The sequence below is a fragment of the Streptomyces sp. SPB074 genome, from assembly GCF_000154905.1.
Lineage (GTDB): Bacteria > Actinomycetota > Actinomycetes > Streptomycetales > Streptomycetaceae > Streptomyces.
This window is the reverse complement of record NZ_GG770539.1, coordinates 5,117,846-5,129,617: the sequence shown is the minus strand read 5'-3', so window position 1 is coordinate 5,129,617 and position 11,772 is coordinate 5,117,846. Positions and strand designations below refer to the sequence as shown.

Below are 11,772 nucleotides of genomic sequence, written 5' to 3'. Positions count from 1 at the left end.
CCCCCGGGGGGCCTCACCTCACGTTCAGGGCGTCCGTGAGGACCTGCGTCGCCCCGCCGCCCCTGTCGTCGCGGACCGAGGCCCGCAGCGAGACGGTCTTCGCGTCGCGCGGCATGCTCAGCCTGCCCTTCCAGGTGTCGCCCTTCTTCGCGAGATCCACCTGCTGCCACGTCTTGCCCGCGTCGTAGGAGACGGCGAGCGCGCCGGTCGTGAGCCTGCCCGTACCGCTCGCGCCCGCCACGTACGCGGCCGTGAGCGCGATCGGCAGCCGCTTGCCGGCCCGTACCGAACCGTCGAGCGCGGTGTCGACGCCGTAGTTCAGGTTGATGAGCGGCAGCGTCGTCTCGGTGTCGGCGGGCGTCTCGGCGGAGCGGACCTCCCAGGCGGAGTGGCCCTTGACGCCGCTGCCCCACACCTTCGGGTCCAGGGTCGTGTCGGTGATGATCTTGTACGTGTGCTCGGCGGGGTCGGCGTCCCACACGTAGGCACCGGAACTCGTCGCCTTCGTGACGGTCTCGCCGTCCACCTGGATCTGCGTGGTCTGCGTCAGCGAGTCGTCGTTCCACACGTCGCCGAAGCCGGTGTGGTCGGGGCCCGAGTCGCCCCAGCCGGGCGTGTTGAAGGCGAGGTCGTTGCCCCTGCGGGTCTGGCCCCAGCCGAGGCCCGTACCGAGGTAGGGGTGCAGCACCGGCTTGAACCAGTCGAGCCGCGTCTTCCTGCCCGCCGGGTACATGGCGAGCCCGCCGCGGTCCTCCAGGGTCAGCCCGGGCCCGGCCTGGACGGTCTCGTGCCAGCGCAGGTCCTTGCCCGTCGAGACGTAGTCGGTGCGGGTCCCGGGGAAGGAGGCCCGCTCCAGGAAGCCCACACCGATCGGGAAGGCGTCGGTGATCGCGTTAGCGGAACTCGCCGCCCGACTGGGCCTTGGCCCCGTAGTACGTCGTGGCGACCGTGGCGAGGTCCTTGGCGCGCGGGGCGATCGTGAGGTCCTTGTCGGGGATCGCGCCGGGGTGGCCGGCCGAGAGGTCGTAGACGTACGGGGCGTCCGGGGTCCCGGTGAGCCTGAGCTTTTCGCCGCTCTTCGCGGCGCGCGCGAGGATCTTCCCGTCGGCGGCGTTCACCGTCGCGACCGGGAAGGCGCGGTCATCGCCCTCGGCGGTCCCGAAGGAGGCCATGAGGCGACCGGGGTCGTCGTCGGTCACGAGCAGCGCCGCTGCGCCCGCGTCCGCCGCGTACCGCGCGAGGTCGGCGGGATCGACGGTCTTGTCCGCGTGGACGAACACGGCCCTGCCCTTGACGTCCTGGCCCTCGTACGCGGCGGCCGAGCCGTCGCCCGCGTCGAAGAGCTTCGCGTTCAGCCTGCCGTCGAGGCGGCCGGAGCCGGGCTGGAGGGTCAGCTCCGAGAGCTTCCTGCCGTCCGCCGTGCCGGCGAGCGGCGGCGTGCCGAGCCGCCACACCGTGCGGTACTCGAAGGTGCCGCTCCTCGGCTTCGTGGTGGGCGCGGCGAAGACGCTGTCGTACGTGAGCGGGACCTGCGCCTGCGCGGTGTAGGCGGAGCCGTTCGCGGAGCGCGTGGCCGCCATGACCAGCTGCCGGGTCTGCGCGGCGCGCGGCAGCTTCGTGCCGATCTCCCGCAGCTCGCGGCCGTCGAGGGTGACCTCGCGGTCGCGGTCGAGGGTGATCTCGGGCGCGGTGAGGTAGCCGAGGCCGAGCGAGTCCTCGCCGTGCGCGCCGCGCACGGCGAGGAAGGTGCTCAGCGCGTAACTCCCGCGCTTGAGGCGCAGTGTGACGGTGCCGGACTCGCCGACCGTCTCGGGCACGGTGTCGGCGCCCGCGCTGAGCGTCTGGAGGGCGAGGTTCGCGGGCGCGGGGGCGCCGTCGCGGTCCTTGACGTGGACCGTGAGGGTGTAGCGCTCCTCCTCCTTGACGAGGCCGAAGGCGGTGTGCGCGAGGACCGCGCCGTCCGCGTCCTTCGCGAGGACCTGCCCGGAGAGCTGGCCGACGGGGGCGCCGGTGCCGCGCCGGTGACAGTGGTGTGCGCGCTGCCGTGCGCGGGGACCGTCAGCTTCGTGTCCGCGAGGGTGACGGTCCCGGCGGGCACGTCGCTCGTGGAGAGGCTCAGCTCCAGCGGCGCGCCGGAGTCGTTCGTGTACGTGAGGGTCTTCGTGACGGGCTTGTTGTCCTCGTACGGCCAGGAGTAGAAGCCGAGGCCGGCGCTCCCGGTCGCCGTGAGCGGGCTCGTCGTCGCCTCGGGGACGCTGACGCGGCCGACGCCGAGGTCGTAGGCGGAGGCGTCGAGGGTCTTCGACGTGGACATGAGCGCGTTCTTGAGGCGCGCGGCGTCCCAGTCGGGGTGCTCCTGGGCGAGGAGCGCGGCGACGCCGGCGACGTGCGGCGTCGCCATCGACGTACCGCTCATCGTCGTGTACGCGCCCTCGCCGGCCACGAGTGAGGAGCGGGCCGCGAGGATGTCCACGCCGGGCGCGGAGGCGTCGGGCTTGAGCGCGTTGTCGAGGTGGCGCGGGCCCTTGCTCGTGAAGTACGCGGCCTGGTCGGCGGCGTCGACGGCACCGACGGTGAGCGCGTCGTCGTCTGCCCCGGGCGAGCCGATCGTGCCCGCGCCGCCCGCGTTCCCCGCGGCGATGACGAAGAGGGCGCCGGTCTCCTCGGTGACAGTGTTGACGGCCTGCGCCATGGGGGCGGTGCCGTCGCTCGCCTCGGTCGAGCCGAGGCTCATCGAGACGACCTTCGCGCCGAGGTCCTTCGCGGCCCACTCCATGCCCGCGATGATCTGCGACTCGCTGCCCTCGCCCTCGTCGCTGAGGACCTTGCCGATGGCGAGGTCGGCGTCCGGGGCGACGCCCTTCTCCTTGCCGTCCGAGGCCGCGCCGCTGCCGCCCACGGTCGAGGCGGTGTGCGTGCCGTGGCCGTTGCGGTCGGCGACCTCCTGGCCCTCGATGAAGCTCTTGCTCGCGACGACGCGGCCCTTGAGGTCGGGGTGGTCCGGGTCGACGCCGGTGTCGAGCACGGCGACCTTGACGCCCTTGCCGGTGAGCCCGGCCTCCCAGGCCCGCGGGGTGCCTATCTGCTCGTTGGACTCGGCCATGTCGGCCCGGACCTTCGCGTCGAGCCACACCGTGCCGACGCCGGTGCCCGCGGCGAAGGAACGGGCGGTCCCGGTCCGTTCCGCGTGCGCGGTGAGGCTCTTCCAGAGGGCCGCGGGCCGCTTCGCCGTCACGGCGGTCGCGCCGATGCTCGGCAGCGCGCGGACGCGGGTGGTGCCGGCCGGGGTCGTGGGCGCGGTGCGGGACTTCGCCTTCGCGGCCGTCCCGGTGACGATGAGCGGCAGCGGCGCGGGCGCCCTGCCGCCCTGGCCGGCGAGCCCCTGGGCGACGAGTTCGGTGACGTCGAAGAGGCGGGGGTCGAGCGTCCCGTTCGCGAGGTACGGTTCCGCCTCGGCCGGGACGACTCTGACGTGGCCGCCGGCCTCCTCGGTGCGCACGACGCCGGTCGCGCCGGGGGCGCGGTCCACCGTCACGGTCCGCTTGCCGCCCGGGAGCGGGGTGAGCGTGACCCGGTCGCCGGTCACGAGGGTGACGGTCGCGGCGGCCTGGGCGGTACGGGTCCGGTCGGCGGTACGGGGGGTGGGGTCCGCCTGCGCCGGGCCGGAGGCGTGGGCGAGCGCGGTGCCCGGGAGCAGGGCGAGCGCGAGGCCGGCCGGCAGCAGCCCGGCTCTGCGCCACAGGGGTGCAGATCTGGTCATGAAAGCCCTCTCTTCGTCAGCGCGGCCAGGGGGTGGGACGCGCTGACGAAGAGTGTGGAGTGCGCTGTGTTGCGGCGGAGTTGTGCGGCCCTGCCCGTTGGCGGCCATGGCACATTGCCGCCAACGGGCAGGTCAGCGGCGGTACTCGGGTTTCGGCCATATCGCGCGGGGTCCGCCCGCGTACGGGGCGGGGCGGGTGCCCGGCCGGACCGGGAGGCCCGGCCCGGACGGGAGCGAAAGGTTTCGGCCGGGCCCGTCCCGTGACGTCCGGGCGATCTTGACAGCACGCTCCCGGTCGGCGGGTAACGGCCGGTCATCCACCGGGCCCGTTACCGGCTCACCCGTCCGGCGGAAGGCACCGCCCTGCGCCGGTCCACGACGACCCGATCGGCGCAGCCCGACGGGCGGCCCCGGCGGGAGGCGGCCACCCTCGTGCACAGGGGCGCCGACCGGTGGCTCCTTCCGGTCCGTACCTCGGGAGGCAAGGCCGTGACCGTCAGCCTGGAGCAATTGCGCCGCTGCCACATCGCCGTCGATCTGGGCGCCGCCCGGACGAGGGTGTTCGTGAAGGGCCAGGGCATCGTGGTGGACGAGCCGAGCGTCGCGGCCGTCAACACGAGGACCGGGGGGCTCATCGCGGTCGGCGCCTTCGCCCAGCAGATGACGGGCCGCACCCCCGAGTACATCCGCGTCGTACGGCCCGTCTCGGGCGGCACCGTGGTCGATGTGGACATGGCGCAGCGGATGCTGCGGCACCTGCTCGGCGACAAGCTGCGCCGGGCGCTGCGCCGCAAGCCCCGGCTGCGGGCCGCCGCCTGCACCCCGCACGAGTCCGATCCGCTCGCGCGCCGCGCGACCGTGGAGACGCTGGTCGGGCTCGGCGCCCGGCGGGTGGAGCTGGTGGACACGCTCATCGCGGGGGCGGTCGGCTGCGGGCTGCCCGTGGAGCGGCCCGAGGCGACGATGATCATGGCCTGCGGGGCGGCGACGACGCAGATCGCGGTGCTCTCGCTCGGCGCGATCGTGACGGCGCAGCGGCTCCCGGTCGGCGGGGACGCGATCGACCACGCGATCGTGGCGCACCTGCGCCACCGTCACGAGCTGCTGCTGCCCGCGCAGTCGGTCCGGCCGCTGCAACTCGCCGTGGACGCCGCCAATCCGCGGACGGGGACCACCGAGATCCGCGGCCGCGACGCGGCGACGGGCCTGGCCCGCTCCGTGACGGTCGACACGGCGGCGCTGCGCGAGGCGATCAGCGCCCCGTTCACGACGATCCTCGACGGCATCGGCCGCGTCCTGCGCTCCTGCCCGCCCGACCTCGTCGCCGACCTCGCCGAGGGCGGGCTGACGGCGGTCGGCGGCAGCGCGCTCCTGCCCGGGCTCGACCGGATGCTCAAGGAGGCCACGGGGATGCCGATCCGCATCGCGGAGAACCCCGGCATGTGCGCGGTACGGGGGCTCGGCGCGATGCTGGAGGGCCGCGTGGGCCCGATGACCCTGAGCCCGATCCCGGCGCACTGAACGAGGACGGGGCGTGGGGCGCGGGGCACGCGGGCGCGGGGCGCTGGGGGCGTGGTGCGGGGCGGCCCCGGCGGGGCCGCCCCGCCGCTCAGTCCTTCGCCCACTCCTTCAAGGCCGCGCGGCTCCCCCAGTTGCCGATGTTGGTGTCGATGGGCTCGGAGGTGTACTGGTGGATGCGCCAGGGCGCCTTGATGCTCGGCTCCCCCGGCTTGCCGTTGTAGTCGGCGATCCACAGGCCGTCGGCCGCGAAGGACGTGGTGTCCCTGTTGAGCCAGAAGTCGCGGTTGCAGTAGAGGAGCACGCGGTGGTTGGAGCCGCGCAGCTTCTGGACCGCCTTGAGGAACTGGTCCTTCTCCTTGTTGCTCGCAGCGGTGCCGTCGCCGGTGTACTCCCAGTCGCAGGCCAGCAGGTCGTAGGGCACGCTCGCGCACTGCTCCACGAAGTACTCGGCCTGCGCCTGGATGTTGCCCGGCCACAGGAAGTGGTAGAAGCCGACGACGCACCCCGCGTCGCGCGCGCGTTTCGCCTGCGCCCGCTGCCGCGAGTTGACGTAGGTGCGCCCCTCGGTGGCCTTCACGAAGACGAAGGCCATGCCGTCCGCGTCGAACGACTCCTGGTAGCTGCTGACATCGATCCCTTTGACGGCCATGCGTACTCTCCCTGTCGCGGGCCCGCTCTCCGGTGGGCCCGGCGGGCGGCCCTCGGAGACGCCCGCCGGACTGCTTAACCTGCCCAGCTCCGCCCGCGCCACTCCAAGCGGAACCCGCACTTCAGCGATCCGGGCGACAAGCCGTACGGGCGTACGAGCCGGGAGGCGGGCGCACCGGCGGTGCGGACCGCGGCCGGCGGCCGCGCGGAGAGCCGGCCCCTCACTGAACAGGCGTCAACTGGCGGCTGCCGCCGCAGTGGTAAATTTCCCTACGGCTGCCGTGAACCCTCGGGCCGGCGAATGTCTCGCCCGCGAGGCCCGCAGGCGCCCTTTCCCTGATCAGGAAGGCTGACGGCGATCGCGGGGCAGGCGGCATGATACGGATTCTCATCGCCGAGGACATGGCGATCCTACGCGGGGCCCTGGCCGAACTCCTCAGTCTGGAAGCCGATATGAACGTCGTGGCCGAGGTCGGTCGCGGCGACGAGGTCGTCCCGAAGGCGCGGGCCCTGCACCCGGACGTGGCCGTGCTCGACATCGGCCTTCCCGGGATGGACGGCATCACCGCCGCCGCCGAACTGAGCGCCGTCGTCCCCGGCTGCCGCATCCTCATCCTCACCGGCCTCGGCACCCCCCACACCCTGCGCCGGGCACTGGCCGCCCACGTGACGGGGTTCATGCGCAAGGACGCCCACCCCGCCCAGCTCCTGGAGGCGATCAGGACGGTGGCCGCGGGCGAACGGGCCATCGACCCCCACCTCGCCGTCGCGGCACTGGAGGCCACGGCCCAGCCGCTGGCACCGCGGGAACTGGAGGTCCTCCGGCTGGCCGCCGTGGGCGAGGACGTCGCGGCCATCGCCTGCCGGCTCTTCCTGTCCCGGGGCACGGTGCGCAACTACCTGAGCAGCGCGGTCGTCAAGCTCGGTGCGCGCAACCGCATGGACGCGGTACGGATCGCGCGCGAGGAAGGCTGGATCTGACCGGCGCGGGAGCCCTCCCCCGCCCCGGGCCCTCAGGCCACGGACGCGGACTCCCCCCTTCCGCCGGAGGCGGGGAGCAGAGCGGGCCGGAAGGCGCCGGCCGGGGCCGCGCCGCTTCCCGCCGGGACGGGGACGACCGCCTCCAGCCGGAACCAGTCGTCGTCCTCGGCCTCCGCGCGCAGCTCCCCGTGCACCGCCTCGACCCGTTCCCGCAGGTTCTCCAGACCACTGCCCCCGGCAGCGGCGGGACGCCGGACGACCCCGTCGTTGCGCAGCACGAGGAGGGCCGTGTCCCCCTCGCGCGACAGCTTCACGACACAGGTGGTGACCTGGCTGTGGCGCAGCAGGTTCGTGACCCCCTCGCGCAGCACGGTCGCCAGGGTCGTCTCCACGGACGGCGGCAGCACCCCGGCGCTGCCGCGGAACGTGACCCGCACGTCCATGTCCCGCAAGGTGGCGCGGACGGCGTCGATCTCGGCGGCGAGGGAGAGGGCGCGGTACGCCTGGGAGGCGGCCCGCACGTCGTCGAAGGCGCGCTGGGTGGAATCCATGATCTCCGTGAGCACCTCGTGCCGCCGCACGTGCTGGCCGGGCCCCAGCCGCCGCGCCACCTCGCACTTGTAGGCGATGGTCGTCAGGCTGATGCCCAGCAGGTCGTGCAGGTCGCGCGAGAAGCGCTGCCGCTCCGCCTCCAGCACCGTCCGGGCCAGTTCCCCGCGGGTGCGCTGCGCCTCCCGCAGGAGCCGGGCCAGCTCCGAGAACCCGAAGACCACGAGGCCGGTCAGCGCCGTCACGACGGTCCCGTGCAGGAGCGAACCGGGTTCCATGCCGGTGCGGGGGACGACCAGGCTGCCCGAGGCCACGATCGCCGAGAAGACCAGCCACCGCCAGGGCGAGGCGATGACGAGCAGGGCGGAGGCCGCGAGGAAGCCGGGGGTGGCGAGCGGGGCCCCGGCGCTGAGCAGGAACGGGAGGTAGGCGAGGAGCACCTGGGCCCCGAAGGCGCAGTGCCGCCGGCGCGCCGTCCAGAGCGGCAGGCGGGGGAAGAGGTGGGCCAGTTGCAGCCCGCAGACGAGCAGCAGGGAGGCGATGCCCAGCGCCAGGACCGGCGGGGAGGTACGGGCCTCCATGAGGTAGAGCACGCCGATGCCGAGGAAGGCCGCCAGGACGGCCAGGGTGAGGGCGGTGGTGCCGGTGCCGAGGTGTCCTCTGCCCGCGTCCTCCCGGTGGGCACGCGCACCATCGCGCAGGGCGGAACCGCTCATCTCTTGTCCTTCCGGATGAACCGTAGAACCGACAAGTCACGTCGTGCCGCGTCCCGCTCCACCGGTTATGCCGGGCAGATATGGACACCGATCGATCCTAATCAATCAGAGTCGCCGGACACCGGGACTTCCCGGTCTTCGGGGAACGCGCAACGCCCCTTTTTGACAAAATGAGTTGATCTCCCGGCCGGGCCGCGGGGGCCGTCGCCGTCCGGACGCCCGCGGGGGGTTGCGGTGCGTTCCGCACCCGGGGCATGTGAGAAACACACCCCTGCGCCCTGCGCTCCTCATACGCCGGGCCGGTCCTCCAGCACTGGTTCCGGCGCGAGGGAGTCGGCCAGACTCCATCGCGAGGGACTCTTCGGGGTGCGGTGCGACCACACAGGGGGACCGGGTAATGGACATTTGGCTCTTGGGACCGCTCACGGCCGAGGTGCGCGGCCGCTCGATCGTGCCGACGGCGGCGAAGCCGCGCCAGATCCTCGCGCTGCTCGCCACCCACGCCAACCGCGTGGTGCCGGTCGCGACCCTGATGGAGGAGATCTGGGGCGGCGAGCCGCCGCAGAGCGCGCTGGCGACCCTGCACACGTACATCCTCCAGCTCCGGCGGCAGCTCACCGCCGCCTACGGCAAGGACGCCGGGGTGTCCGCGAAGGACGTCCTCGTCACCCAGTACGGCGGCTACTGCTGGCGGGCTCCGGCGGAGTCCGTGGACGTACCGCGCTACGAGCGCCTCGTGGCCGCGGGACAGGCCGCCGCCGCCGAGGACGAGCACGGCAAGGCCTCGGCGCACTTCCGGGAGGCCCTGGCGCTGTGGCGCGGGTCGGCCCTGGTGGACGTGCGCATCGGGCCGGTGCTGAGCATCGAGGTGGCCCGGCTGGAGGAGAGCAGGCTCGGCGTGCTGGAGCGCTGCGTGGAGGCGGACCTGAGACTGGGACGTCACGCCGAGGTGCTCTCCGAGCTGGTCGAGCTGACCGGCCGCCACCCGCTGCACGAGGGACTGCACGCGCAGTGCATGGCGGCGCTGTACCGGGCGGGGCGGTCCTGGCAGGCGCTCGACGTCTACCAGCAGCTGCGCCGCAGGCTGGCCGAGGAGCTGGGCCTGTCGCCCTCGCCCCGCCTGCAACGGTTGCAGCAGGCCGTGCTCGCGGCCGAACCGTGGCTGGACGCGCCCGAGCGCGGCGACGACCTGCTGCTCGACTGGATCATCGGCTGACCCGGCGCGGACGGCTCAGCCGCTCTTGGCGACGAACTCCACGACGGACTCGACCATGTAGTCCGTCATCTCCTCCGTGATGCCCGGGTAGACGCCGATCCAGAAGCTCTGCTCGGTGATGATGTCCGAGTTGCGCAGGTCCCCCGCCACCCGGTGCCGGCTGTCCAGATAGGCCGGGTGCCGGGTGAGGTTGCCGCCGAACAGCCGCCGGGTGCCGATGCGCCGCTCCTCCAGGAAGGCGATCAGGTCGCGGCGGCTGTAGGTGGCCTCGGGAAGCACCGTGAGCACGAAGCCGAACCAGCTCGGGTCGCTGCCCGGCGTCGCCCTGGGCAGCAGCAGCCCCGGCACGTCCGCGAGACCCTCGCGCAGCCGCTGCCAGTTGCGGCGCCGGGCGGCGCCGAACTCTTCGAGCTTCGCGAGCTGGGTGAGCGCCAGCGAGCCCTGGAGATCGGTGGCTTTCAGGTTGTAGCCGATGTGCGAGAAGATGTACTTGTGGTCGTAGCCCTTGGGCAGGTCGCCGAGCTGGTAGTCGAAGCGCTTGAGGCACGTGTTGTCCTCGCCCGGTTCGCACCAGCAGTCCCGGCCCCAGTCGCGGAACGACTCGACGATGCGGGCGAGTTCGAGGTTCCCCGTCAGGACGCAGCCGCCTTCGCCGGTCGTCAGGTGGTGGGCCGGGTAGAAGCTGACGGTGGCCAGGTCGCCGAACGTGCCCGTCTTGCGCCCCCGGTAGGTGGAATCGACGGCGTCGCAGTTGTCCTCGATGAGGAACAGCTCGTGCTCGGTGGCCAGTTGCTGGATCTCCGCCACCTCGTAGGGGTTGCCGAGTGTGTGCGCGATCATGATGGCCCGGGTGCGGTCCGATATCGCCGCCGCCACGCGTTCCGCCGTCGTGTTGTACGTGCCCAGCTCCAGGTCCACGAAGACCGGCGTGAGCCCGTTCTGGAGGATCGGGTTGACCGTCGTCGGGAAGCCGCCGGCCACGGTGATCACCTCGTCCCCCGGGCGCAGCCGCTGGTCCCCGAGCCGGGGCGAGGTGAGGGCCGACAGCGCCAGCAGGTTGGCCGAGGAGCCGGAGTTCACCAGGTGCGCCTTGCGCACGCCGATGTGACGGGCGAACCTGCTCTCGAAACGCCGGGAGTGCGCCCCGGCCGCGATCCTCAGGTCCAGGGCCGCCGCCACCAGCGCGACCCGGTCCTCCTCGTCCAGGACCGCCCCCGAGGAGAGGATCGGCGTCACTCCCGGCTCGAAGCGCCCCGGCCGCTGCTGCCTGTGGTACTCACGGACCTGCTCCAGGATCAGGGCCTTGGTGTCCGACGTCATAGCCGTCCCTCCCGTCAGAATGCCTCGGGGCCATGCTCGCTCCGGCCGGTCGAGGAGCTGTGGAGTTCCCGCGGAAAAGCCCTGCTCCAGTGAGCTTCCAGGGGCCTTCGACCCGGTCCGGCTAGCGTGTGTCCGCGATGTATCCGACCGGTGAGGTGGCAGATGTCCCAGGACGCTCCGCGACCGGTGCTTCGTATGGGGGTCCTGGGGTGCGCCGACATCGCGGTGCGCCGGATCCTGCCCGCGCTCACGGAGCACCGGTCGGTACGGCTGGTGGCCGTGGCCAGCCGGGACCGGGCACGCGCCGAACACCTCGCGGGGCGCTTCGGCTGCGCGGCGGTGACCGGCTACCAGGCGCTGCTGGACCGGGACGACGTGGACGCGGTGTACGTGCCGCTGCCGCCGGGGATGCACCACGAGTGGGTCACCCGGGCGCTGACCGCCGGGAAGCACGTCCTGGTGGAGAAGCCGCTCAGCACCGCCTACGCGCTAAGCGCGGAACTGGTCGCGGCGGCGGCCCGGCACGATCTGGCACTCGCCGAGAACTTCATGTTCCTGCACCACTCGCAGCACGAGGCGGTGCGCGGGCTGCTCGGCGAGATCGGTGAACTCCGCTCCTTCTCCAGCTCCTTCGGGGTGCCGCCGCCCGCGCCGGAGTCCTTCCGGCACAGCGTGGCGCTGGGCGGCGGCGCGCTGCTGGACGTGGGCGTCTACCCGCTGCGCGCGGCCCAGCTCCACCTCGACGGGGACCTCGACGTCCTCGGCGCCTGCCTGCGCGTGGACGAGGGGACGGGGGTCGATGTCGCGGGCAGCGTGCTGCTGTCCACCGCGAGCGGTGTCACCGCTCAGCTCGACTTCGGGTTCCAGCACTCCTACCGCTCCACCTACGCCTTGTGGGGCAGCGGGGGCAGGCTCAGCGTGCCGCGCGCCTTCACCCCGCCCCGCGAGCACCGCCCGGTCGTCCGGATCGAGCAGCAGGACCGGCTCACCGAGCTGACGCTGCCCGCGGACCACCAGGTGGGCAACGCCCTCGACGCCTTCGCCGCGGCGGCGCTGCGGGG

Annotated in this window: 7 protein-coding genes and 1 pseudogene; 4 read left to right on the top strand and 4 right to left on the bottom strand. The window is 73.1% G+C overall.

The annotated features are described in order from the left end of the window. Positions 1-13: 13 nt before the first annotated feature. A pseudogene (locus SSBG_RS21685) lies at positions 14-3,760 on the bottom strand (S8 family serine peptidase). A gap of 489 nt (positions 3,761-4,249) precedes the next feature. Here SSBG_RS21685 and SSBG_RS21680 point away from each other — a divergent pair. Continuing rightward, entirely contained in the window at positions 4,250-5,281 is a 1,032-nt protein-coding gene (locus SSBG_RS21680; RefSeq protein WP_008748209.1) for a rod shape-determining protein, read from the top strand. An 88-nt stretch (positions 5,282-5,369) separates the two neighbouring features. Here SSBG_RS21680 and SSBG_RS21675 read toward each other — a convergent pair whose 3' ends face one another. After that, positions 5,370-5,930 (bottom strand): glycoside hydrolase family 25 protein, encoded by a 561-nt coding sequence (locus tag SSBG_RS21675; RefSeq protein WP_008748208.1) that lies wholly within the window; start codon positions 5,928-5,930, stop codon positions 5,370-5,372. Between the two features lie 374 nt (positions 5,931-6,304). Between SSBG_RS21675 and SSBG_RS21670 the strand changes: the two genes are divergently transcribed. Next, positions 6,305-6,910 (top strand): response regulator transcription factor, encoded by a 606-nt coding sequence (locus tag SSBG_RS21670; RefSeq protein WP_008748207.1) that lies wholly within the window; start codon positions 6,305-6,307, stop codon positions 6,908-6,910. 32 nt (positions 6,911-6,942) lie between these two features. On the opposite strand, the gene SSBG_RS21665 is transcribed toward SSBG_RS21670, so the two are convergent. Next, the gene (locus tag SSBG_RS21665; protein ID WP_008748206.1) at positions 6,943-8,175 is read right to left on the bottom strand and encodes a sensor histidine kinase; all 1,233 of its coding nucleotides are present in this window, start codon (positions 8,173-8,175) and stop codon (positions 6,943-6,945) included. A gap of 397 nt (positions 8,176-8,572) precedes the next feature. Here SSBG_RS21665 and SSBG_RS21660 point away from each other — a divergent pair, with 397 nt between their 5' ends. Beyond that, positions 8,573-9,391 carry an AfsR/SARP family transcriptional regulator gene (locus tag SSBG_RS21660; protein WP_050776813.1) on the top strand — a complete coding sequence of 273 codons (819 nt, stop codon included), beginning with the start codon at positions 8,573-8,575 and terminating at the stop codon, positions 9,389-9,391. Between the two features lie 15 nt (positions 9,392-9,406). Here the strand turns inward: SSBG_RS21660 and rfbH are convergent, their stop codons facing one another. Beyond that, positions 9,407-10,711, bottom strand: a complete 1,305-nt coding sequence (rfbH, locus tag SSBG_RS21655) for a lipopolysaccharide biosynthesis protein RfbH (protein WP_037870361.1) — start codon at positions 10,709-10,711, stop codon at positions 9,407-9,409. A 195-nt stretch (positions 10,712-10,906) separates the two neighbouring features. Between rfbH and SSBG_RS21650 the strand changes: the two genes are divergently transcribed. Continuing rightward, positions 10,907-11,772: Gfo/Idh/MocA family protein (locus SSBG_RS21650; RefSeq protein ID WP_037871742.1), on the top strand; the 866-nt coding region annotated here is incomplete at its 3' end.

Bases quoted from the DNA above. Each gene is read 5' to 3' on its own strand.
- SSBG_RS21660 (WP_050776813.1), top strand. From the start codon at position 8,573: ATGGACATTTGGCTCTTGGGACCGCTCACGGCCGAGGTGCGCGGCCGC.
- SSBG_RS21670 (WP_008748207.1), top strand. From the start codon at position 6,305: ATGATACGGATTCTCATCGCCGAGGACATGGCGATCCTACGCGGGGCC.
- SSBG_RS21665 (WP_008748206.1), bottom strand. From the start codon at position 8,175: ATGAGCGGTTCCGCCCTGCGCGATGGTGCGCGTGCCCACCGGGAGGAC.
- SSBG_RS21675 (WP_008748208.1), bottom strand. From the start codon at position 5,930: ATGGCCGTCAAAGGGATCGATGTCAGCAGCTACCAGGAGTCGTTCGAC.
- rfbH (WP_037870361.1), bottom strand. From the start codon at position 10,711: ATGACGTCGGACACCAAGGCCCTGATCCTGGAGCAGGTCCGTGAGTAC.